Here is a 23,467-nt window from a genome sequence, read left to right on the forward strand (position 1 = left end):
TTACAAATTAGGAAGGTGAAACTTATGAAAGAACATCATACAAATCCCAATAGTGGTTCGGGGAACAAACAGCCGAATATTCTTTTCCTAATGGTCGACCAAGATCGATTTCCCCCAGTATACGAGACAGAAGAACTGAAAAAGTGGACCCGTGAAAACTTAATTGCGCAGCAGCTGTTGATGAAAAACGGAATGACATTTCTTAACCATTATGCCGGTTGCACAGCTTGTGCACCGAGTCGGACGACATTATATACTGGGCACTATCCTTCCTTGCATGGAGTCACACAAACACCTGGCGCTGCAAAAGGATCCTATGACGCAGACCAGTTCTGGTTAGATCCGAACACAGTTCCTACAGTAGGTGACTACTTCCGTGCTGCCGGTTATGACACGTTTTGGAAAGGAAAGTGGCACGCTTCTGAGGAAGACATCGTAATTCCCGGCACGAAAAATGCGTTGCCGAGTTACAACACAATCACTGGCGCGCCAGATAAGAAAAACGAGAGGATTTATCGCCAAGGAGATCGTCTTGACACGTTCGGGTTTTCAGATTGGATTGGACCGGATCCCCACGGAACAGACCCTCGAAATTCTGGGTCATCTGCAGGTTTTGGAACGAGTGGACGGGACGAAGTGTATGCAGCGGAAACGGTAGAATTGATAGAAGCATTGGAACGAACTTCGAAATGCGAGGAAGAAGCAACGCCATGGTTCATCCAATGCTCGTTCGTGAACCCACATGACATTGCGCTATTCGGGATATTTTCAGCTCTTCTGCCCTCATATAATTTCGAAGTAGATCCGACACTTCCGCACATCCCACCCGCTCCGACTACTCACGAGTCACTAGCAACTAAGCCATCTGTGCAAGACAGCTATCGCCTCACCTATCCAAAAGGATTGCAGCCAATCATTAACACCAATTTTTATCGTCAACTGTATTACAGCTTGCAGAAAAAAGTGGACGACGAAATGATGAAAGTACTCACTGCGCTTCAACAATCAAGCTTTTCAGAGAACACAATCATCGTCTTCACATCCGACCACGGCGAACAACTCGGCGCGCAAGGCGGACTTTATCAAAAATGGTATTCGATGTACGAAGAATCCATCCATGTCCCCTTCGTCATCCACAGCCCTCAGTTATTCCCTCAAGCAAAACAGACAACTACCCTTACAAGTCACGTCGACATCTTACCGACACTGCTCGGTTTGGCAGGAATTGACGCAGCTGAGATCCAGCACAAATTAGCTATCGATCATACGGAAGCTCGCCCTCTTGTCGGAAGGGATTTAACACCACTCATAGAAGGACGTCAAACCTTCTTCCGTGTGGATGAACCGCTGTATTTCATGACGGACGACAACGTATTCAAAGGACTTCATCAAACGAACCTCATTACAGGAAAACCTTATGAATCCGTCATCCAACCAAGTTCAATCGAAGCCATAATTGTCTCTCTTAAAACTGGTCCTGCCGGCAAATCAGAAATTTGGAAGTTCGCCCGCTACTTCGACAATCCCCAGTTTTGGACAGATCCCGGCGTCAGTGATACGTCGTTTGTGGATGAAGACGGGTGTATCGTCGAAGTCGTCAAAACCGAACCCGTTCCTGACCAATTTGAAATGTACAATCTAGCACATGACCCGCTTGAAACGAAAAACTTGGCGGATCCAGGTTGCTGTTCCCCTGAAACCGAAGCGATTCAACGTACGCTTCTGAATATGCTCGAAGGTCAGCGCTATCAGAAGCGCTTGAAACCGAAAAAGGGTTGAGATGGCTATGGAGATTCAGAATAAAAATATGTCTATCTACTGAATAATCCTCTTCCCGAATTATAAAGGGCGAGGATTTTCTTCTTTAGCAGTCAAGACGACACGCTTAATTTATTTTGATGAAACTATCATTGAGAATTTCCGTATACATAGTAAACCTTTCACAAGGGGGCTGTTTATGTATGAAGACGAAGTTCGCTATGATTATACTCTCTGCTTGCATCGTGTTGGCAGGATGTTCAAAAGATGCAGAACCTAGTGATGAAAAAGTGACGGCCGTCGTACATGAAGACGACAAGAAAACCGGAGAAAAAGAAGTGGAAGATGAGAAAAAGGAAACTGAAGCTTTCACCAAGGGGTCGCAGGCAACTACCCCTGAAGAACTGGCGCAGCTCTCACCCGGAACGTTAACAAAGGATTTTACGATTGAACAGGAAACCTCCATGTGGAGCAAACGGGAGGTCCCTTCCGAAATCAAGGAACACTTTTTATCAGAGATGAAATCCATAACGGAATCCACTAAAGATCCTGAAGAATTGCATGGTGCACTCATCCACTTACTCGGTGGTGCACAGTATGGAGAACTCGTTCAACCACTCATCGACTTCTCGCCTTCGTTCAAGGAACCAATTTTACCGGAACCTCGAGAAATTCAAGGAGATGAGGAACAAAAACCTGTTCCTACTAATGGCATCATCCTATTGGACGCAAGCTCTAGCATGCTTCTCCAAGCCGACGGGAAACTGAAAATGGATACCGCAAAAAGTGCAGTGAAAGGATTCGCCTCCATGATAGGAAAGGAAAGCGACCTATCCCTTTATGTATATGGACACGCGGGAACTCAAAACAAATCAGACAAGGCGTTATCGTGTGGCACAATTGACGAAATCTACCCGCTAGCAAGCTATGACGAGAAAAAATTCGACGAAGCGGTCGATCAAGTTAAAGCGAGCGGTTGGACGCCACTAGCTGGAGCCATCAAACAAGCTCGGCTTGATCATGAAGGGGAGGATTCCGACATCACTCTATATATCGTCAGTGACGGAGCCGAAACGTGTGATGGGGATCCAATTGCAGAAGCCAAAAGCTTCGCTGAACTCGCAAATGACCGTCATGTCAATGTCATTGGATTCCAAGTGGATCAAACTGCAGAAGACCAATTGAAAAAGGTAGCTGAAGCAGGAAACGGGACGTATATGGCCGCAAATTCATTGGAAGAAATGACTTCCAACATCGCAAAAGTCTGGCTCCCTTCCGACCTAGACCTCGCTACGCTCGTCTATCAAAAACCGGTCGGATGGCCAGAAGCCATGGCTTACGAAACGGTACGACGCTCAAGCGACAAAATCACTTTCGCCATCAACACGGAAAGTGATCGCTTTGCCGGAGCAACAACCCTTCTTGAAGAGGAAGAGTTGATTGACGAACAAACTGCTCAGGAATTGCTTGATATAATTGAAAACACTCGAACAAAATACCGTGACATGATGGATGCAAAGGAAGAGGAAAAACGTTCATTGATCCAGAACGAAGTCGATCGCATCACTACGTTGGTGGATGATTATAAGGAACGAATGGAAAACTTGAAGAACGAGCAGGGGAAATGAGGAACTGTATCACGCCGCTGAGTTGTAAATGTGATTCCATAATCAAGCAAGCAATCCATCCACTCTAACTTCAAACTTAAAAATCCCTCATCACCGATTTCTCGGGTATGAGGGATTTCTCATTTACAAATTAATTAACTGAGCAAATTCAGTTCCCTTCCATAGGAACTCCATCTACATCATCTCTTTTACGACTAAAAATTCCTATCGCAAAATAACCTATCGTCGGTAGAATTACAACCAACAACATTCCCAACGGACTTTGGATCGCCTTCACCAAATACCCAGCATTCGGAATAAAGAATGACTGCTTTCCGAGCAGATTTCCTGCTTGGACCAATTCTTCATCCATCATATTGTTATTATCCCCTTTGGTCGCAAAACTGATTTCACCGGAATTGTTGATGACTTCGACGACTCTATGGGTAATTAAATTACCGCCACTTTCTTTGAAAGTAATAATGTCATCTACTTTAACATTCGACGCATCCACTTTTTTGACAAATAGCATATCCCCCGTCTCGAAGATGGGATTCATACTATTGGATAGTACGGTTAACGGTTGATAGCCGAAAAAGGAAGTGGGCTCTCCTTTGTTGTTGAACTTTTGGTATGCAGTCATCAAAACCAGACCAATTACGGCAATGATGAATAGACGAAACACTAGCGTACTGATTTTCTTAATGCCATTCTTCAAAGACTCACCCCATCTCCCTATTTTATTTAGGACAAGTTATTATTTACTTTCTTCTTTGTTTCCTTCCTTATTTACAACTTCACTTTCTTTTTCTTTCTTAGCTTCATTCTCATATGTTGAATCAGTATCCGTTTGCTTCGCGATTACATTCAGACCAGCTTTGTAAGAGGCTCCTTGGTATTCGTTCCCCGCACTTTCATCCAGTTTGATGCCCATCATGATGTCGATATACTGGCCTTCATCCAACTCCCAGAACTGTTCGTTTTCCCCGTCACCTACTAAGATTTCACCAGATTCAATCTGCTTTGCAGATAAAAGGGTGCCCATCATTTCAATGCCATTTTTGCCTTCATTTTCAGAAGACAAGACTTCATTTGTCGTACCGTTAAATAGGTTGTCTAGTTTGATTTTCGAATCTTCGTAAGCATCTTGACCGGGTTTAACAGTATATTTCATCGCAATAAATCCTACTTCATATCCTTCTAGAGATGCTTTATCAACAGAGTGTGTATACGTCGCTTTTATATGCGCATCCATATCGCCCGTGTTTGAAATCGATAGCCACTCTCCATAGTGAAGTTGGGAGGGCGCAAATTGCTCAGCTGCGAAGATTGGTGTATCGATATTACCTCCACCGTTGATCTGCAGAATTCCGTTTTTCATTTCCGCTTGCGCATTTGACTCTGAAGTGAACCAAGAATACGTTCCAAATCCAGTGGATACAATCAAAGCTCCCGCAAGTGCCGTTCCTAGTAAGACGTTCTTGGACTTCTTCATCCCTTGAGTTTTAACCATTTCGCATTCCCCCATATTCTTATAGTTAGTTTTGTTCGAATAAATTCAGATTGGACGGCGTTGATTTACGCTTCAGGCGGACGCGTTCCGAGGGGCTCGATTTCAGCCTCGGGCCAACAGGACGTTGGTCATGCAACCGTTGCGACAGGACGTCGCGACCTTAGGTTGTCCCGGTCGCTAACGCTTCCTGCGGGGTCTTCAACCTTCGCTGATCCCTCCGGAGTCGCCACCTTCGGCTTCAATCAACGGTTATTCTAATAGATTGTGTGGACATTACACTAAAACAAACCTTAAAATCACTCAGCAGGCTCCAGTCCAATCGACTTCAAAAGGTCATTGATGCCTTTGTTGCCTAACTTCTCCACTGGCTTTTTCTTTGAATCTTTTGCAACTCTTAAGAAGTTCTTCTCGACTAGGCGGATGTCAAGTTCGTCTACTATGCCATCGATGTTGATGTCCGCCGCTTTGTCTTTCTTGCCGTATAGACCGACAATTCGCATGACGTCCATGATGTCAATGACGCCGTCGTTATTAACATCCCCAGCGTAATTGGATGGTGGATACGAACGGGACCACATGCCTCTCCAATCGCCATCGACGTTTTTCGAGAGATCTACTGTGCTTACTGAATTCAAATGACCTGGAACTTCTACTACGACTTTGTAATCTCCTTTTAGTGCTGGGATGTCTTCGATGAAGAATGCGCCTGAAGACTCAATTGCTCCTTTATACTTTTCACCATCTGGGGCTTTGACGTAAATTTCCGCACCGATTTTACTTAAATCGACGTCATAGAAAATTTCACCTGTTTCTTCCAATAAACCTTCTGGTGAAATATAGCCTTCTAATTTAGAAGTAGAAGGGACAATGTCAAACAGGTCATGTCGCAAGGCTTCGATTTTAGTTGGCGTATTACTTCCTACAGCTGTGTACGAAGTATTCATAAAGCCAAATGCAGATTTACCTCCGTAGTAATCATCGCTAATGACTTCAAATGTGACATCTATGAACGGCTGATTACCGCTTAAACCTTTCACATTCTCCCCTTCTAGAGAAGCACTAATTGTAGCTGTTGTATCTCTGAACTCTTCCTTGAATATTGGTTTAGAGATTTCGATATCTAGATCATTTTCATCTGCATACTCTTCAAATGCTTCGTTTGGCTCGACATCTTTCAACTTGAAAAACCCGTTCATGAATGAAATATCGAATTTGCCGCTTTGCATATCTTTCACATTTTTCAATGTCAATGTTGCTGTAATTTCATCGCCTTTTTTCACTTTGGATTTGTCATAAGAATGCGTTGCGTACTCTGTCCCTTTTTTCACAAATACATAGTCGTCGTATCTCGCAGAAGTTCCCATTTCAACTGTCTGCAATCTAAGCTTCAATGCCTTTGTAGCAATGTCCTCAGGGAGAACTCCGAATTTCATGTCCCCATTTCCTTCGATTGGAAACAATCCACTTGGGAACGCTGAATTCTCATAGTAGACGCTCATATTAGCGGACTGATCGTAGTTCAAGCCTTTTGACTGTAGGTAGTCAATCGACTCATCATACACATTCGTATGGACCCATACTGCGTGGTGACCATCTTCATCTGTATACATAGAGTCGTCCACTTCGATAATTCCTGGCTTTAAATCGTTAAACTTCATTTCAGGTGCTGTATTATCAACAACCGCAACGCTTTCGTCTACATACGTTTTGCCTTCTTTGTCTTTTGCGATCATCAAGAACTTATAATCGCCTTCTGGTAAATAGGTATTCTCTTCTGAGATTGGGTACTTTGGATTTCCAGTAAATTCATTGACAACACCTGTGAACCCTTGTGTGATGTAGAGTTCACTACCTGGCAAGATATCCGAAGCTCCGTAAAGCGATCCTACATACCCAATCGGCTCGCCGGATTCGCCATCTGCAATGACAATGTCGACAGTTTCCATAGGACTCTTGAAGCTAAATGTAACTGGCGTAAACGGAATCAAGAACGTATGGAATTCTTCCCATGTATTCGTAATGACAGGTCTTTCCAGTTCTACGAAGTCAATCCCTTTGCTAGTCACTCGAATCGCAAACGGTACTTGGTAACTTTCACTCAGGTTATCTTCATTCACAAAGCGAACGTACCCTTCATAAGTTCCTTCCGCAGCCGTTTTAGGTACTTGAAGTACTGGGTTTACTGTCTTTTCACCGTTTGCTGCAACTGTAACCGTCTGATCCGCTGCGAAAGTCACACCGTTTTTCTCAGCATCTTGTCTACCGTCTTTTGCACCCAAGAATTCAACGTCCACTGCAAACTTCTTGCTTTCTTTGCTGCTATTTTGAATGACAACAGGTCGTGATACTTCGATTGCTTTGCCGTCTTCCGTTAGATAATGAGAGCGGAATGACAACGACGCTGTTTCGTTATTAATCGTAACCACTTCGCCGTCCTGAACCGTTTCCGTTTGGTCTAACACCTTTACGGAAGTATCTGCGTGAACTGCGCCATATGCATTAATGCGCCCAGCACCCATTTCATACACGGAGTACTCTTCTTTTAAGTCTACAGATGTATTCATCAATGCTGCTTTCACGTCAAATGGTGTGTAGTCAGGATTTTCTTGCAAAATAAGTGCTGCAGCTCCTGCAACGTGTGGTGCCGCCATCGATGTCCCTTGAATTCGGGCATACGCTGAATCGTAACTATTGCCTTCCGGATCGTTCATGTAAGATGGATACGTTGAATAGATGGCAACACCCGGTGCAACGACATCTGGTTTAATGTCGTACGATTGCGCAACTGGTCCCCGTGAACTGAAATCGGCTAAGTGGTCACCTTCAGATTTCGTATTGCGAAGTTCCCCGAACTTGAATGTCGCTTCGCCTGCTTCAGCCATCGCCTTCAGTTGTTCCCCATCCTTTTTCGATAAACGGAAGGATGGAATATAGCCTGTACTTTCACCGACGTAATGAGGAATTTGCCCCTCTTCATTGTTATAAACAATGACAGCCGCCGCTCCTGCCTTTTTAGCGTTTTTGATTTTATCATCAAACGCAATGACTCCGCGTTCGATCAATGCAATCTTTCCAGCTAGTTCCTTGCCCTCAAAATCAGTAGCGTTTCCCAGCCCTGCAAACACGACAGGAAATTCCTGATTCTGTAGCTCCTCAATTTTGTCTGAGAAGTTTTTAGCAAGTAGTTGAACATCCGTAAATGCATCGTCATTCGCACCCGCTGTATAAGTTGGAATGGTTTGTGATACGTCGCTTGCGCCAACTGTAATTGCGAGCGCACTCGTTCCAGGCGAACCGATTGTCATCGCACCATCACCAGCGTTTCCTGCAGCTACTGTCGCAACTACCCCTGATAACATCGCATTGTTCACCGCAACAGATAGTGGTGAAAGTGCACTATTAACGTTCGCACCAAGAGATAGGTTAATGACATCCATCTCATCTTTTACTGACTTGTCCACCCCTGCAAGAATCCCACTAGTTGACCCACTCCCGTACGGTCCAAGCACGCGATAGTTATACAAGTCAACTTCAGGAGCGACGCCTTTGACAGCACTATCTACGTCATTTTCTTGTTTACCTGCGACTGTTCCCGAAACATGAGTTCCATGGGACGTGTAATAGACATTTCCATAATTATCTCTCTCGGGTTTGCCCGACTTCTTCCAAGTTTCATACGTTTCTTCCATAGGATCCGCATCATTGTCTATGAAATCCCATCCTTTTACAGTGTCCGGATTTACCGAACTCGGATCTACACCGTCTTTCGCTGTATATCCTTTATATGCTCCCTGCAAGTCCGGGTGATTGTAGTCAATCCCTGTGTCAAGGACGCCTACTTTGATACCTTGTCCCTCTATTTTTTCATCGTGTAGCTTGTCAACACCGATTTGGGGAACACTGTCAATCATTTTAGGTTCCATTGGATATTCTTTCGGATCTGGTAAATCCAGTTGTACGACATCATCTTTCCAAACACGTTTTACTTCCCCGATACGTGCTAAGTCTTCCACTTGATTTCCAGGTAACGTTATAGACACTCCATTAAATGCATCGCGGTATTCATGTGTGATTTCCACATCAACTGATAAATTTAGCTTCGATTGTCCTTGAATGGCTTCTTTAAATTTCCTATGGGACGCTTCGACCTTGTCTTCAGCTTCGTACAGTGTAAGCTGATTTGGATTATTAGCTTGTTGCACTTTAGCTGGTTCTTGCTTGAATTCTACAATCACATTCACTGGTTGCTCACCCGTAGTATTAATGCCCGGTTGAATTGTAAAGCCCGTCTCCGTTCGGATTTCATTGAGCGATCGTCGTTGCTCATCGGTCAGTTTGCTTAGCATTTCTTTAACATCATTGACGTTTGTCGCAGCACCTACTGTTTGTGTCGGTTGGAATGCTGCTGCCGGTAATAGCATGGCAGCCAGCATCACTTTTGCCACTTTCGACTGGACTTGGTTCCCCTTTTTACGTTTTCCCATTACGTACACCCCCGTAATTTTAGTAGTTTCACCTTCGAATTCTCGATGCAGACTAGGCGATTGTCCCCCCATCTCGCATCCGTAACGTTAACGCTACATTACTTTTAAACAAACTAGTATTGGGGTAATTTCAGTATTCAGATTATTTTAAAATGTATATTGAACTACCTTTCCTATATGAAGGCATTACAAAAGGTCCTTACTGAAGGAAAATAGTAAGGAATAAGGTTTCATTTGTTATAGTTTAATAGCTAAAGGTAATTACATCTCTTAAAATATTGTGTATAATTACATTCAACTCCGAATAGTCCAACATATGAAACAGCTTATTGTGAATTTGCATTCCCCCCATTAGATTAAGAGAAAATCGACCCCGACTAAACTTATTAACGTCCATAACTTCGAATTCCCCCAATTATTCGGAGAGAGACTCATGTATTTCTATGAACTGTGTTTATTTTCAGAAAAACAAGTCTTTTGGTTTATATTCAATTTAAGCAAATAAAATGTTACGAATGGAGGGATTAGTGATGTATGAAGGCAAAATCATTAAATTTTACCGTCAGAAAGCGAAGATCACTCAAGAAGAGTTAGGTAGGGGAATTTGTTCAGTTACGCATATTAGTAAAATTGAACGTGGTTTAACGGAATACTCTCCCGAAATAACAATGCTCTTGTCACAACGACTCAAAATTGATATGAAACAAGAGCTAACTAGTTTGGAGAACTTGAAAAGTAAACTCGATATTTGGCATGAGTTCATGATTTCTCAAAACCGACAAGCCGCCACGATTCTTCACAATGAGATGAAAGAATACAAACTTCTTGAACTCTCAGAACACGCGACCTATTACAAGCTACTTGTTGCAAATTACTATCTCACGCAAGGCTGTACGAAAAAAGCAAAAAAACGGATTGATGAGATTCAACGAACTGTAGAAGCGTTGTCTGTTTACGAGGCGAACTTATTCAAACACGTACTCGCTCTGTACTATATTTCGGTAGATGAATATACAAAATCCATTGATATTTTCAATACAGTAGATTTCAAATTTTATTCCAATCCTTCTATCTACTACGATTTGGCAGTGGCTTATCAAAATGTGCATTCGCCAGTCCTAGCGTACCACTATGCAGAAAAAGCTTTAAACCACTTTAAAAAGACCAACCAATTCCTCCGTATCATTGACACAGAAAACTTGATGCTCATACAAGTCGAGTCCGATCAGTATCGGAATTTCAACGATACGATTGAACAATATGAAAACTTGATAAAACTATGTGACCTTTGTAATTCCTTAGAGAAAAAAGCAAAGGTACTACATAACTTTGCCTACGAACATTTTAGAAGACAGAATTACGAGACTGCTGGACAGCTCTATAAAGATTCCATGGCTTTGAAAGACAATGATTCTCCGCTCTACTTATTATCCTTGGAAGGTTATACGCGTAGCGCACTTATAGGAAAATTCTTATCTCAAGAAGAACTTATCGGACTGATTGAAGAAGGTTTGAGCATTGCAGATTTGTGCAATGAAACCTTGTATCGCCTCATCTTTACCCTTCATAAGTATTCGGCTTTTCAACAGAAGGATGAGTACCATACGTATTTATTCGACAGTGTTCTTCCTTATTTGAAATCACACGGATATACATTAACAGCGCAAACTTATGATCGAGATTTGTTCAACTATTATACGGATAAAGGAAATCCCGGTAAGGCGTTGGAAGTGGCGGAGCGGTTTATCAATGAGGATTATGTGAAGCAGGATGAGGGTGTTGAGTTGGTGAAGTGATAGAGATTTTAAAATGTTATACAAAAAACGAGGGCAGCTTTGTGAATTGCTGACCTCGTTTTTATAGTTATCAAGATTGCTCTACCTTCTTTCTCAATAAAATCGACCCTACATTCTCAGCTCGATACATCACCTGGACTTGATAGTCACCAAATTCATAAGAGAGAATATCGTCAATATCATAATTTGTGCCTACTAACCATTCATCTTCTTCAGATACTGAATCATTTTTAGAATCATGAAGTGGTTATCCCAACATCTCTTTCAACTCAGAAGTGGTTTCTTTATAATTCCCACCAGACAATCCAACCGCTTGAATGTTATCGTCTTCACGATCGAAATAGAACGATTGACCATCAGGACGGGCATAATACCAGCCACCTTCTGTGTCATACTCCCCTAAATGATACGGGTTTTGTTCTAAATACTTTTTAAGGGAAGAACTTACCGTCCCTTCTTCATCTAATATATATTTTTTTCCAATAGACTTGGTAAATCCTCTGGATAGGTTAGAAGAGGAAATGGATACGTATACTCCACGATTCGATTCCAATTATCTATCATACTTTGATAGTACTCCCGAATATCCTCTTCCATCTTTTCATGGTGAAACGGTCTCTCTACCAATAACTCGGTTTCATCGAAAAGTGTCATTTCCACTTTCTTAGGATCCCATTCAGAGACGTACGAGAGGAAAGCAAATTCGCAATCTTCCAGTTTCTGAACGGTATCAACATCTTACTCAACAAATTGTGCGAACTCATGGGCAGGGTTCAGAATGATGTACGCATCTACACATTCCAGGTTCATATTTAAAATTCTGTTTATCTAAATACTTTAATGTCTTAACCTTGGATGTACGCCAATGAATACAGCATGTAATTTTAAGTAATATCAAAGCGCGTCACACTCAAGAATTCGAGTGTCACACGCTTACACTTTTCATGACATCTTTACACAACTTTCTCCTAGCTTACTCCTCTGAATAGTTTAATCCTCTTCCATTTTTCTTAATAACATAGGAATGCGTGTACTTCTCGCGTACCTTCATGGCATGTTCTGTATTCATTTCAATTCGATATTGCAACTTGCATGTACGTAAATATCGATTCTCAAATATATTATAACTGATGGGCAAATCCACTCGACTGCCGTTATTCAAGGTAACTGATACTTGCCCGTCATCATTTTCCACATATTCTCTCACATGTTCAATCGCTACCCAAGTACACTCCGGGTCTTTTGTAGAACAAGTAGGTGTCATGTAGATACCATGTTTCTTGCTAATCGCAACCGGAGAGTAGGTGCGGCTGCCCAAAATTTCATTCGCACCTTCTATTGCTCCTTTCAAGCTAGAACCCGCACGACGCAAATTAAAATCGACGATCTCCGTAGGCCTTTCATTGACAATCAAAATTTGATCGCCTTCCGAAATCATCGAGAGCAAGCGACCATACTCATTAAAGTATGGAAAAATTAAGCATGTTTCAGTTGTAATGATGTACTTGTGTTTAGTTTTCAACATCCTATCCCCTTTTTTTGGATTTCACTTTATTTTTCGTTAAAAAAGGGTATACTAGCATATAAGCTGGTACACCCAGCTGCACTGCCTTAAGTGATTGGGTCTAGTCGGACTATTATCACTTAAGGCTTTTTTGTGCCCCATTCCCACCTGCTCCTCACCTCCTTAAATGAGCACCTCTTCGATACCACTTCTCTTATGCTTCGGACATATGATTAAGAGAATTCCGGTTTTTTAAAAATACTAGCTGTTGGTGTTGTCCCATACTTTTCTATAAAAGCTATACTCAGCGTGTTGACTGTGCAAACTCATAGTCTATTTAGGTTTCCCACAGCAAATAATCGATACATTCTAACGACAATTAACAGAATTTACTTAATTAATTTTATTATATTATAATTTGAGTAAATAGCAATAGATAATTTGCAATATATAGGAGTATTTGTAGTATTATTGTCTATTCTGGTCGAACGAAACCTAAAGAGTACCTAATCTGTACACAAATCGTTGTTTACGCATTAAAATAACTGTATTACGCAGGAAAGGTACTACAAAAATCCAAGGATTCCATGGATTCATTTATTCTCTATATCAAAACTACTTTTCTTCAAAGACTCCTAGGAGAAACTCGAAGTCCCCCGTACACTTCTTCTAGATTTACCTAGTCAAAACTTTAAAAACCATGATTCGTTTTCTTCTTCCGTCCCCTCTATGATGAAGTCACCCAGGGAATAAAACGCGTCGTGCACGGCCTTAAAGGCTGTTTGAATTGAACACATTTGAAGAAGTACTCGAACAATACACACCTATGTTATCTGCAGTTATTAGAAAATTGCACATCTACCGAGATTTTGAACACTTCCGCCAAGCTGGTCGAGTTGCCCTATGGCATGCGTGGCAACGGTTTGATGAAACGAAAGGAGACTTTGCGCCATATGCCTACCGCTCCATTTACGGGGCTATGCTCGATGAGCTCAAGCGCGAAACCCGTTTCAGTGACATGCATATGCCAGCAGAAGATGATCTCTTGGAATATGTAGGAACTGATCCGCGAATTGAGAAGGATTTTGGGGGATTGGAGGATCTTCTATCTGAACTCACCTTTCAAGAACGTGAACTGATCGTCCTATTATTCGTGGATCGTTTTTCGCAAGCAGCATGCGCCACTCATTTCGGGATATCCGTGCCAGGTGTGAAAAAACGGAAAGAACGACTTCTGTTGAAATTGAGACACAGACTAACTGACAGGAATACGTTTTGAAACTAGAAGAGAAAACAAACAGCGGTCTCTTATACAAGTAGAGACCGCTGTTTTACATATTCAGAATAGACAATGAAATCTCGCTACTTTAACTGCTCTCCATCCCTACAAGCACAAAGATTCGAACCGCGTCACCTAACTCTTTATAAAGGGATAAAAGGGGGTGCTCACATGACACACTTACTATCTCGCTATGCAAGTTTCAGCCCTTATGAAGAAATACACATTTCCTCAGCTCATTGCATCTATATCTTTTGAAATGTCTGACTATTGAAGTCATGGAAAACACCTGCGTGACACGCACCTTTAAAAATATTCCTAGTAGCAAATAATTTCCGTAGGACACTTTTCAGCTTTCGGCGGCGAGGGGTTCTGAATTTTGTAATGCGCGCACTTTCAAAAATAAGATTGGTCGTGACAATGACCTCTTACCGAAACTTATAAAAGACACACAGAAATAGCCCTCCAATCGATCGTTCGACCTTGAGTACTTTCTCTTTCACACATTTACCGAATTGTCAGAATAGCATCTGAGGTGTACGGTGCACAGCTTGTTTCCTTCACCATTCGCAAGGATACAATGTCGACTCGCTTGGATGAATGTGACTTGGATTGTGTAGATTGTGTGAGTGATGTTTCTGATGCGTGTTGAGTATTCGGATAGTGGTTAGTTTCTTTCATGGTTTCTCCTAAATTAAAAAACGTCCTCGCCCGGTTGAATGGATGAAGACGCTTCGTGTATTCAGGATTATCATATCTACTTGTAATTCCCATCAATACGGTTGTGAAAGTAAAAAAAGCCCTCTAACCGATTGCTCGATTAGAGGACTTATACATTCATACACTCATTAAATTGTCAGATTGGTGTATGAATTCCACGGTGCACAGGTACACTTTTTCCATTTTTTCTATTTATTTTGATGTAATAAGCAACAGGCATATATCACTATTATTACATCAATTTCGCAAAAACAATATAACGTTTTGAAGCATTTCCAATATACCTAAACGGATAGCATGTGGATAAGGTAAGCATTTCTTCTGGAGCTGTAGAACGGATGACTGTTGTATCATTTTCATCTACGATTTTCGTATCTACAATGGCATATGTAAAGGTGCCATGCTGCATTTTCACAACGATTGTATCGCCATTTTTTAATTTGTCCAATCCGGTAAACACGGTGTCCCTATGTCCAGATAATAGAACTTGATCTTTTTGTCCGGGATAGACGGTGCCTGTATAGTGACCAACGCCTTGCTTTAACGCATCCTCATCTGTCCCTTCAACTATCGGGAGCTCTTTATGGATACTAGGGATTTGCAAGATACCGATTGTTTGCCCCTGATGAAAAGACAACTCGCCTTGGGATGTTTCTATTCCTGGTTTTCCCATCCCCTCCTTTTCTTGATAAAGTGCGATTTTTTCCATACTCTTCTTTACCTCGGCCAATGCAGTTTTTTCGGACTGATGCGCTGACTTTAACTGCACACTAGCGTATCCAATGAACATCAGTCCAACCACCAACAAACTCAATGCCACTTTTTTCAGCAAAATGCTACTCCTCCTGTAAACCAAGTGCCCAACAACAATAACCAATAACCAATAACAGTTATCCTTATGCATGTCCTTTTCACTGCTGATTGCACAAAAACTGAAAAGCTGCCAAGGCATGTTATGCCATGCTCGGGCAGCTTGCCATATGTTTCTCTTCAATCAATTCATCATCTCGGTATCTATTGAGCAATTTTTGTCCGTTTGTAATGCCTGATGATCATCAACACAATTCCACCTAATACAAGCACAGAACCGACTAACATCAGATTAAATAAGTTTGTCGAGGTAGCAGGTAGTTTGAGCCCAGCTGAAGCTACACCGCCACTTTCAATCTGTCCTTTTGTTACGGCTTGGATTGCAGTGCTATTTTTTCTTTCTACTGAAAAAATGAAATCAAATACTGCATCAAGGCCTTGAAATTCATTTCCAAGATGCTCTGGAAAACGAATAGTGATGTCCAGGTTCTCGTCGCTGCGATTTGTGAGTTTTCTTGCAGGCAGAGATTTAAATGCAGCCAATTTTCCCTGATACAATTCCTTGTCATCTGATTTTATTTCCAGCAGCAGCTCATTGTATAACTTTTTTTCTCCATTGTTTTGTAAGTGCATATAGTAGTTAAAATCTTTACTCCCGGAATTTTTGACTGTAAGGGTACGGGGTGCCCAGTCACCAGGCTTCATATTACTGATATCAAATAACGTATCTTTTGGTGAAAGACTAATATCTAACTCTTTCTTGTCTGTGTCATTTTCACTATCTGCAAATACACTCACTACAGGAAGAAAATACAATCCGCCAATTAATAAAAAGAACTGAAAAACTGAGCGCAGCCTTTTCATGGAGATTCCTCCTTTTATTTCTCAACAACCTACTCAGGAAGAACTTTTCCCGCCATCTTCCCCCAGTAATTCTGCTTGTTTTTTAGGGGACACTTCTATTTCAGACAGCGCTCTCCATACCACAAACCCCGAGTAGATAAGCAATAGAAATCCAGGTATTAGCAGAAAAAATGCACCGTTCTTTGATTGGGAAAAGTTAATGAGGTACCCAGCGTAAGGAACTGTAATACCTGTGTACTCTGCTACGACATTTTCAGATAGAACCGGATTCATGTCTTCTGCATTGTTGTTGTCGCCTTTTGTGCGGTAAAGTACAGAATCTCCACTTTTGATTACCTCTGTAATTCGGTGTGTAATTAAAATTCCATTTTCTTCCTGAAACGTGATGACATCGCCTTCCTTATATTTGGTCTTATCTGTTGCTTGTTTTACAGTAATAATTGATCCAGTTTTAATTCCAGGCTCCATTGAACCCGACAAAACTGTCTTAATTTGGTTACCCAAAAGCTGGGGTTCACCTCCAGATATCTTCGTGACACCCACCAGCGAGGCTATGCTAATTAATAGTATTATCAATATGCCTGTGATGAGACTATTTATCCATTTCATTACTTTCAGTTTTTTCATTTGTATTCCCCTCCGAATTCTTTGTATTTAATTTTTGTTCTACTGTATCACTCGTTTCTTCATCCTTTTTCTCAACTGGTTTTTCTTCTGATGCTTTATTTTCTGTGGAATTCTTATCATCTGGACTCTTTTCTTCTGATTTGTTTACTGAATTTCCCGTTCCGTCTGGCTTTATTTGATCCTCACTGTTAGGTGTCTGCGAATCCTTTTCTTCATCAGCACCTGAATCCACTTTGTCTTCTAATTCACTTGACTCCATATTTTCCGGATCGGTTACTTTTTCGTCTTCATGTACCTCATCCTTTTCCACTTCAGATTTATCCTCACTGCCCTTACAATCATCGTCGGCTCCTTCACTTGGCATTTCGTCATTTTCATTTTCCTCATCACATTCACTCTCTTCCGACTCTTCCTCCCATGTACCTGCAGTAATCACCTGTGAAACTTTCGATTGGTCGCCTAAATATGCAGACGTTTCAGACGACATGTAACTAATGCTGAAAATAGATAAATAGAAAATGGCTGTTATCTTTAAAAGCAGAAAAAGACCTTTATACGTTTCCCGGGCAGTACGTTTTCGGTTGTTTCTCAGCACTATCACTCCTTTATAATAGTAATAGGTAAACGGTCATTATATATATTCCTCAAAACACAAGGCACTATTATATGTTGAGAAATATACATAAGGGAGAGCATGGATGATCAATTGAAGTGAAAGAAGGGAGGAGAAATGCTCTCCTCCCTTGATATAGAAAGAATTTATTTTGAAGTGCCTGCTGTCTGTTGTGCATCAAATTTCCACTTTAATTCTAAGGATGCTTTTTGGTATGCATTTTGGTCTGCGCCATTATCATTAAATCTGAATTTCACATACATATTGTCCGTTGTACCAGCTTTGATACCGCTTTTCTCACCGCCCTGCCATCCAAAAAACTTCGGGGATTCATTTTTAACGGCATCCGCTGACATACTCTTCAATTCGTTCAATGTCTTACTTACAATGACATTGCTTTCCCCAAGAATGCTACCTTTATCTTCATTTTTAAGAAAATCCACCACAATATGATCGCCAAAACCTGCAACTGATTCAGTGTAGTCAGTCGTTAGAAAAATTTTAGAAATATCCAGACTCCCCGTATTTTCTAACTTAAATGTACGATTCATCCAATCACCAGGTTTAATATTATCAACCTTGATAATTTCCACAGGATTGAGTGTTAAATCCAATGTCCCTGCAGCAAATGTGTTAGTAGATGTTTCTACATCGTTAAAATAAGCATATGTTCCTCCACCAATCATACTAATAGCCAACACTCCAGTTGCAACACCCATACCTAATTTCGCTTTAATACCCATTTTTTTGTTCCCCCTCAGATTTGTTTTTAAATTTGTCATTACGTTTACTAACTTGGACAATACTTTTTTTAAGTATCGTTTCGAAGTCTTGACCATTTTCGATGTCATTACTTCTTCTTTTTGTGTAGGCTCCGAAACTCTTCCTATCAAGATGTTTCTTGTTTCTGGAAATGTCTTGTAAGATTAGTTCTTTCTTAGCCGCTGCAAACAACTTGATCATTCCTCACACCTTCAGTTTCGCTCATAGCGATGTACCTTCAATGATGTACTTTAATTAATGATTCTTATTTATGAAAGCCCCCCTTATTCTGCAACCAACCGCTATGATATTGGAACTAGCTTTAGTATAAACACAGGGAAATTAATTCTCGTCCCTCTAAGGTGTAATATTTAAAATGTTCACACACCACTTAAGGATAATTCCAATGGTATTATTTAGTGCCATTCACTTTTACATTTCTGATGGTAGAATATTTTTATTGGTTGGTTTGTAGCATCTAAAAGAGACAAAACGACTAAACAAGAAATAATCTTACAAAAAAGGTTCTTTATCTCCCTTAAAAATCGACAGTCTTTTCAGAAATCATCATGTATACTATTAGTATGTAATTACTAAATTGGAGACTATGAACTACATCCTCTATCTGGGCACCTTGGATGTATGGAGTCAGTGGTGCAACCGGCCTCATATCATTTGTACGTATTATATGAGACACACTCTTTAGTGAGTGAGGAGGCTATATATTGATGAAAATAGTATTAGTGGATGATCAAACACTCATTCGCAAAGGGCTGATCTCGTTTTTATCACTGCAGGATATGATGGAGGTGTCCGGAGAAGCCAGAAACAAGCAAGAAGCACTTTCTCTGATTCAAAGAGAAAATCCGGATTTGGTGATTGTTGCATTCCACTTAGGAGAAGAATGGGGATTAGAAGTGATAACCGAAGCGAGAAAGCGAGGGGCTACCTGCAAATTCGTCATCCTGATCTATTCAAAGGACCCGATGTCTTTCCAATACGCAACAGTCATGGATGTAGAAGGTTATATATCACTGGAAGCACACCCCGAAGAACTCATATATGCACTTCAAATGATTCAAAGAGGAAGAAAATATTATGACCCGGACATAATAGATCAATTGATACAGTCACAGAACAGCCCACATATGGATAACAGCCATGTAAATCTTCTTACCTCGAAGGAAAAAGAGATCTTACAAAAACTCGGTCAGGGATTTTCGAATAAACAAATAGCCGAGAACCTATACATCACCGAAAACACAGTGAAAAAGCATGTAAGCCAGGTCTTATCAAAATTGGATCTTGGTGATCGGACACAAGCAGCGCTCTATGCGAATGTAACAGGATTGGTGCAATATAAGCATGAAGTGCTGGTATGATCATCCCAAAACTCAGATACTCAGACGGGCCCCCTTGCCATGGCAAGGGGGCCCGTCTGGTTTGTATATTTTGTCACATTGCTCTTTTAGTAATGATTCAACTCCCTGAAAGCTCATCATTTCCTTCTTTAACACCACTTTCAAAATTTCATATGCAGCAGTATCTAGCAGTCCATAGGAACAATATCCTTATACATCACGCGTGTTGATTAAACATAATTATACAGCTCCAACATGACAGATTTTCTTTAGACGTTTCATTGGTAAAGCTCTCGTGCAATTTAATTCTTGCACGTTCTTCATGAAAAGGCGCCCGAGGTAAGTATGTTTTTCCTACCATAACTATCGTTTAGTCAATGGAAAGAAGCGTTTTTGACTTCTTTAGTTTACGAAGTGCAGCGCGGCTCAATTTACCCACAATTATTTAAGAAACACGCTTAATGATTGCATAATCAAGCTGTTTCAAATGCTTTGAAAGAGACAAATAATAGACGAGAAATAAGCCAACACTGGCACCTAAATTAGCTGAGTACCTTAATTTGCTGCGTTTGGTACGAGATAGGAAATGAGCACAGAATTCGTGCATTTAATGGCTGTTTCCACGTATTCGAATTCATTTAAAATCGCTTGTAGTTCATCTTAATAATGAAAATTTCGAATCTGTTTTTGAAGCGTGGCATTCTTGTTCATGAAAAATAGAAGATGAAGGTTTAGAAGACTTACTATCATCATTATCATTAGAAGAGCGCGAGTTAATGTTTCTCTTATAATCTGATTGTATATCACAGTCAATATGTGCCTAGCATTTTGGAATTTCAGTTGTGAGAGTAAAAAAAACGGAAAGTGCGGTTGCTTAAAAAGCTTAGAAAACAGCTGATAAAAAGTAAGGATTAACAAGCTATCATTCAATAGGATGTAAGTAGCTGCTATTCGGCTACATTCAAACATACATTAACCTGAATGATTGATTGTTTGACAAAAAAGGTTGAACCTTTACCCAAATGCTTTCTAATCCAATTAACTTTTGTGAAACTAAGGGAAACTTTACTCCTGAGACCTATCGTTTCCTTAATGGAGAGATGCTCGATAAACTTATAGATAAAATTATCATAAGCGATGTTCATATGTCTGCAGTCGTTGATTATTTGAAATTTGCAGTGCTGGTATAAAAAAGGGAAAGTGCGGTTATTTGTAACCTTCAAAACTGACTCAATGCTACTCGATTATAAGAAGAATAAAGTAGTCCTAAAGATCTATTTAACCTGGATATAATAGTAAATACAATAAAATTATGGTATACTGAATTCACAAAAAATAAAGAGGAGCGATGTAATGAAACGATTAGTAACCGCAGTTTTATCACTTACACTCGCAGTTGGTTTAACTGCGACTCCAGCTTATGCAGCTGCAAAAACCGACTTCACAGATGTCCCCAAGTCCAATCAATTTCATGATGAAATTCAATACTTAGTTGGTGAGAAAGTAATTAGCGGATTTACAAACGGACAGTTCAAACCAAAAGAAAATTTGACTCGCGGCGAAGCCACTATGATGATTGGTCGTATGCTTAAATTGGATAGCACCCAGCGGACAACAAAGTTCAAAGACGTTACCAAAAGCTACGCAGGTAGCGGTTACATTGCATCTGCTACAAAAGATGGAATCATTAGTGGTTACTCGGATGGCACCTTCCGCCCAAACCAAGAGGTTACACGCGGTGACATGGCGCTGATCATTGCAAAAGCATTCAAACTACATTATCAAGCTCACTATAGCTTCACCGATATTAACTATCAAATGAAGGCGTATGACTCTATTCGCTACTTAGCAGGTGCTTCTATTACAACTGGTTATGCAGATGGAAGCTTCAAACCCTACGGCAAAGTCACACGCGAACAATTTTCAGCTTTCTTAGCACGCGGTATGAGTCCAGTGTACAAACAGAAAACTGCTATGGCTGGAAGCTATGCTGCGAACATGACCAAACAGTATACCTACACAGGGGCAGATGGAGAGATTGTACACACTTATAAGTATGTAGAGAAAACTACTTCTGGTGCTAACCTTGGATATGTTTGGGAAGCTAATAACTTAACAGACGGAAGTATCAACTATTACTTACAAAGTGAAAATAGCGATTCTCTTTCTTCAGGGCAGCCTGAATCCCATTCGTATATCGATATGAAATATCCGGTTACAGTAGGTAAATCTTGGCCATTGGAACTGACCGGGAATCACGAATCCAAAATCACCAAAATACAGGCCACCGTTAAAACTCCTTACAAGACATTTAACAATGCGGTCGAAGTTTCCAATACCCGAGGATATAAAACTTACTACGTTCAAGGTATCGGAAATATAAAAACTATCGATCCTTCTGGTACGGTAATCAGCGAATTGAAATCCATTAAATAAGCTTGATTTCCATAATGTCTACGAAAACGTCAGCAACTGCTGGCGTTTTTTTATTCCCTACTCACATACCAAAAAGTCTGTAACCTGAATCGGTTACAGACTTTTCACGTTCCCTCTCCGTAGGAAATCACGAATAAGTACTGGCAAATATCCAATGTATATCAAATAGACTGGAGTTAACGGCGCACGATACCGTTGTCCACCTATCAATAAGCCGAGTGCAGTCAACGAAGTGAAGCCAATCATGTAAATGAGCATGGATATATGAAGCAATCTACGTTTCTGATCAAAAACAATCGCTGCTAGCAAGCCAATTGCGCTAATCACCATAGAAAGTAAATCCAGATTATCTAGCGGCTTAAAGAATAGCGCCATCTTCCCCAAGACATTTTTCAATGTTGTAATTGGATGACTTATCATATAATCCACTGCACGTTGTTTCAAAATAACGCTGCGCTCAGGTAGAGACTTTTCACTGAGTGTATAGAAATAAGGCTCTACAAACTCTTCCTGAATCGTAGTTGCAAAGAAACCCACTTTCGTTTCAGGGTTATTCGCGATATATAAATTTTGACCGCTATAGTTTTCCAATGAAACAAATTCTCCGTGCAGGTGCTTGTTGTATGTCCCATTCAAAAAGAGCAGAATGAGAGGTACTACACCAAAAAGAACAATCAGGAATTTCTTTTTGTCTTTCCATCCAAAATACATAATTAGCATCCCCAGCAATACAAACATAAACATGAGGTGCGGTCGGAAGAGTAATGTAAAACTGATGAAAACAATTAAATACCCCGCTCGTTTAGGTTTCCCATCTGTATCGATCCATTTTTTCAGCAAAATCACCGAAATCAGAACCAATGTGACGAAAATGGTTTCCGTCAGTAAGAACTGTGGACCATTGCGTATTAGAACCGTTTGCACTGCATACGCCAATCCTACGAGTAACGCTGACCAGTTACTTTTGAAAAAGTTTTTTGTAATCATCGCAACTAGCACTGCGTTACATGCATAGAGTATGTATTGAAATACAAAGAATGAGGTTTCCGTCTTAAAGAAAAATGCGAAAACAGCTAAAAATACTGCGAAAAAGGGCGGAACAATGATCTCTTCTACACGTACTTGGTTAATTAGACCATTACCTTCCAACAAGTTCTCCGCCATGTTATAATACAGTTGCCCGTCTGGCGTGATTGTCATTAATGGAATGTGCAGCTTTAGTAAGAAAGCAAAAAGCGCAGCAAGTGACGCAACGAAAATCGTACTGTACATTAATACCAACTTCCAGTTCATACAAAACACCTCTCTAGCGGCCAAATTCACGTAAGGAGCT

General features: G+C 40.7%; 19 protein-coding genes and 1 riboswitch. Of the genes, 6 read left to right on the forward strand and 13 right to left on the reverse strand.

Annotation, left to right across the window (positions count from 1 at the left end; translation table 11 throughout):
* The first annotated feature begins 24 nt into the window (after positions 1-24).
* Positions 25-1,779 carry a sulfatase family protein gene (locus ACR65F_RS03120; protein ID WP_440503240.1) on the forward strand — a complete coding sequence of 585 codons (1,755 nt, stop codon included), beginning with the start codon at positions 25-27 and terminating at the stop codon, positions 1,777-1,779.
* A 182-nt stretch (positions 1,780-1,961) separates the two neighbouring features.
* Positions 1,962-3,386 (forward strand): VWA domain-containing protein, encoded by a 1,425-nt coding sequence (locus ACR65F_RS03125; RefSeq protein WP_440503241.1) that lies wholly within the window; start codon positions 1,962-1,964, stop codon positions 3,384-3,386.
* 148 nt (positions 3,387-3,534) lie between these two features.
* On the opposite strand, the gene ACR65F_RS03130 is transcribed toward ACR65F_RS03125, so the two are convergent.
* The 3 genes from ACR65F_RS03130 to ACR65F_RS03140 all read right to left on the reverse strand — a co-directional run bounded on the left by ACR65F_RS03130 (position 3,535) and on the right by ACR65F_RS03140 (position 9,362).
* Positions 3,535-4,083, reverse strand: coding sequence for a signal peptidase I (locus tag ACR65F_RS03130; protein ID WP_440503242.1), 549 nt, complete (start codon positions 4,081-4,083; stop codon positions 3,535-3,537).
* A 39-nt stretch (positions 4,084-4,122) separates the two neighbouring features.
* Positions 4,123-4,878, reverse strand: coding sequence for a hypothetical protein (locus ACR65F_RS03135; RefSeq protein ID WP_440503243.1), 756 nt, complete (start codon positions 4,876-4,878; stop codon positions 4,123-4,125).
* Between the two features lie 296 nt (positions 4,879-5,174).
* Positions 5,175-9,362, reverse strand: a complete 4,188-nt coding sequence (locus tag ACR65F_RS03140) for a S8 family serine peptidase (RefSeq protein WP_440503244.1) — start codon at positions 9,360-9,362, stop codon at positions 5,175-5,177.
* Positions 9,363-9,892: 530 nt separating this feature from the next.
* On the opposite strand from ACR65F_RS03140, the gene ACR65F_RS03145 reads away from it, so the two are divergent.
* A complete protein-coding gene (locus ACR65F_RS03145) occupies positions 9,893-11,158 on the forward strand; it encodes a helix-turn-helix domain-containing protein (RefSeq protein WP_440503245.1) in 1,266 nt (421 codons plus the stop codon).
* Positions 11,159-11,405: 247 nt separating this feature from the next.
* On the opposite strand, the gene ACR65F_RS03150 is transcribed toward ACR65F_RS03145, so the two are convergent.
* Entirely contained in the window at positions 11,406-11,711 is a 306-nt protein-coding gene (locus tag ACR65F_RS03150) for a hypothetical protein (RefSeq protein ID WP_440503246.1), read from the reverse strand.
* A 420-nt stretch (positions 11,712-12,131) separates the two neighbouring features.
* Complete coding sequence (locus ACR65F_RS03155) at positions 12,132-12,683, reverse strand: competence protein ComK (protein ID WP_440503247.1); 552 nt, start codon at positions 12,681-12,683, stop codon at positions 12,132-12,134.
* Between the two features lie 766 nt (positions 12,684-13,449).
* Here ACR65F_RS03155 and ACR65F_RS03160 point away from each other — a divergent pair.
* The gene (locus ACR65F_RS03160) at positions 13,450-13,941 is read left to right on the forward strand and encodes a sigma-70 family RNA polymerase sigma factor (protein WP_440503248.1); all 492 of its coding nucleotides are present in this window, start codon (positions 13,450-13,452) and stop codon (positions 13,939-13,941) included.
* Positions 13,942-14,448: 507 nt separating this feature from the next.
* On the opposite strand, the gene ACR65F_RS03165 is transcribed toward ACR65F_RS03160, so the two are convergent.
* The 7 genes from ACR65F_RS03165 to ACR65F_RS03195 all read right to left on the reverse strand — a co-directional run bounded on the left by ACR65F_RS03165 (position 14,449) and on the right by ACR65F_RS03195 (position 18,538).
* Positions 14,449-14,622: a hypothetical protein gene (locus tag ACR65F_RS03165; RefSeq protein WP_440503249.1), complete on the reverse strand. Its 174-nt coding sequence runs from the start codon at positions 14,620-14,622 to the stop codon at positions 14,449-14,451.
* Positions 14,623-14,893: 271 nt separating this feature from the next.
* On the reverse strand, positions 14,894-15,493 hold the full coding sequence (srtD, locus tag ACR65F_RS03170) for a class D sortase, LPxTATN-specific (RefSeq protein ID WP_440503250.1): 600 nt from the start codon (positions 15,491-15,493) through the stop codon (positions 14,894-14,896).
* 182 nt (positions 15,494-15,675) lie between these two features.
* Entirely contained in the window at positions 15,676-16,335 is a 660-nt protein-coding gene (locus ACR65F_RS03175) for a TasA family protein (RefSeq protein ID WP_440503251.1), read from the reverse strand.
* A 33-nt stretch (positions 16,336-16,368) separates the two neighbouring features.
* A complete protein-coding gene (gene sipW, locus ACR65F_RS03180; RefSeq protein WP_440503252.1) occupies positions 16,369-16,962 on the reverse strand; it encodes a signal peptidase I SipW in 594 nt (197 codons plus the stop codon).
* Positions 16,928-17,557, reverse strand: a complete 630-nt coding sequence (locus ACR65F_RS03185) for a hypothetical protein (protein WP_440503253.1) — start codon at positions 17,555-17,557, stop codon at positions 16,928-16,930. The genes sipW and ACR65F_RS03185 overlap by 35 nt, the downstream gene beginning before the upstream one ends.
* Positions 17,558-17,721: 164 nt before the next feature.
* The gene (locus tag ACR65F_RS03190) at positions 17,722-18,318 is read right to left on the reverse strand and encodes a TasA family protein (RefSeq protein WP_440503254.1); all 597 of its coding nucleotides are present in this window, start codon (positions 18,316-18,318) and stop codon (positions 17,722-17,724) included.
* Positions 18,308-18,538 (reverse strand): hypothetical protein, encoded by a 231-nt coding sequence (locus tag ACR65F_RS03195; protein ID WP_440503255.1) that lies wholly within the window; start codon positions 18,536-18,538, stop codon positions 18,308-18,310. Before ACR65F_RS03195 ends, ACR65F_RS03190 begins: the two co-directional genes overlap by 11 nt.
* A 391-nt stretch (positions 18,539-18,929) precedes the next feature.
* A riboswitch (cyclic di-GMP riboswitch) is annotated at positions 18,930-19,012 on the forward strand.
* Positions 19,013-19,065: 53 nt separating this feature from the next.
* Here ACR65F_RS03195 and ACR65F_RS03200 point away from each other — a divergent pair.
* Both ACR65F_RS03200 and ACR65F_RS03205 read left to right on the forward strand, forming a co-directional pair.
* Entirely contained in the window at positions 19,066-19,719 is a 654-nt protein-coding gene (locus ACR65F_RS03200; protein ID WP_440503256.1) for a LuxR C-terminal-related transcriptional regulator, read from the forward strand.
* A gap of 1,332 nt (positions 19,720-21,051) precedes the next feature.
* Positions 21,052-22,134 carry an S-layer homology domain-containing protein gene (locus ACR65F_RS03205; protein WP_440503257.1) on the forward strand — a complete coding sequence of 361 codons (1,083 nt, stop codon included), beginning with the start codon at positions 21,052-21,054 and terminating at the stop codon, positions 22,132-22,134.
* Between the two features lie 93 nt (positions 22,135-22,227).
* Here ACR65F_RS03205 and ACR65F_RS03210 read toward each other — a convergent pair whose 3' ends face one another.
* The gene (locus ACR65F_RS03210; RefSeq protein ID WP_440503258.1) at positions 22,228-23,427 is read right to left on the reverse strand and encodes a hypothetical protein; all 1,200 of its coding nucleotides are present in this window, start codon (positions 23,425-23,427) and stop codon (positions 22,228-22,230) included.
* Positions 23,428-23,467: the final 40 nt, after the last annotated feature.

This window comes from Sporosarcina sp. SAFN-010 (genome assembly GCF_059415065.1).

Excerpts from the sequence above, each read along its gene's own strand:
- ACR65F_RS03205 (WP_440503257.1), top strand. The coding sequence starts at position 21,052 with ATGAAACGATTAGTAACCGCAGTTTTATCACTTACACTCGCAGTTGGT.
- ACR65F_RS03145 (WP_440503245.1), top strand. The coding sequence starts at position 9,893 with ATGTATGAAGGCAAAATCATTAAATTTTACCGTCAGAAAGCGAAGATC.
- ACR65F_RS03140 (WP_440503244.1), bottom strand. The coding sequence starts at position 9,362 with ATGGGAAAACGTAAAAAGGGGAACCAAGTCCAGTCGAAAGTGGCAAAA.
- ACR65F_RS03165 (WP_440503249.1), bottom strand. The coding sequence starts at position 14,622 with ATGAAAGAAACTAACCACTATCCGAATACTCAACACGCATCAGAAACA.
- ACR65F_RS03155 (WP_440503247.1), bottom strand. The coding sequence starts at position 12,683 with ATGTTGAAAACTAAACACAAGTACATCATTACAACTGAAACATGCTTA.
- ACR65F_RS03125 (WP_440503241.1), top strand. The coding sequence starts at position 1,962 with ATGAAGACGAAGTTCGCTATGATTATACTCTCTGCTTGCATCGTGTTG.
- ACR65F_RS03120 (WP_440503240.1), top strand. The coding sequence starts at position 25 with ATGAAAGAACATCATACAAATCCCAATAGTGGTTCGGGGAACAAACAG.
- sipW (WP_440503252.1), bottom strand. The coding sequence starts at position 16,962 with ATGAAAAAACTGAAAGTAATGAAATGGATAAATAGTCTCATCACAGGC.
- ACR65F_RS03200 (WP_440503256.1), top strand. The coding sequence starts at position 19,066 with ATGAAAATAGTATTAGTGGATGATCAAACACTCATTCGCAAAGGGCTG.
- ACR65F_RS03195 (WP_440503255.1), bottom strand. The coding sequence starts at position 18,538 with ATGATCAAGTTGTTTGCAGCGGCTAAGAAAGAACTAATCTTACAAGAC.
- ACR65F_RS03190 (WP_440503254.1), bottom strand. The coding sequence starts at position 18,318 with ATGGGTATTAAAGCGAAATTAGGTATGGGTGTTGCAACTGGAGTGTTG.
- ACR65F_RS03135 (WP_440503243.1), bottom strand. The coding sequence starts at position 4,878 with ATGGTTAAAACTCAAGGGATGAAGAAGTCCAAGAACGTCTTACTAGGA.
- ACR65F_RS03210 (WP_440503258.1), bottom strand. The coding sequence starts at position 23,427 with ATGAACTGGAAGTTGGTATTAATGTACAGTACGATTTTCGTTGCGTCA.
- ACR65F_RS03175 (WP_440503251.1), bottom strand. The coding sequence starts at position 16,335 with ATGAAAAGGCTGCGCTCAGTTTTTCAGTTCTTTTTATTAATTGGCGGA.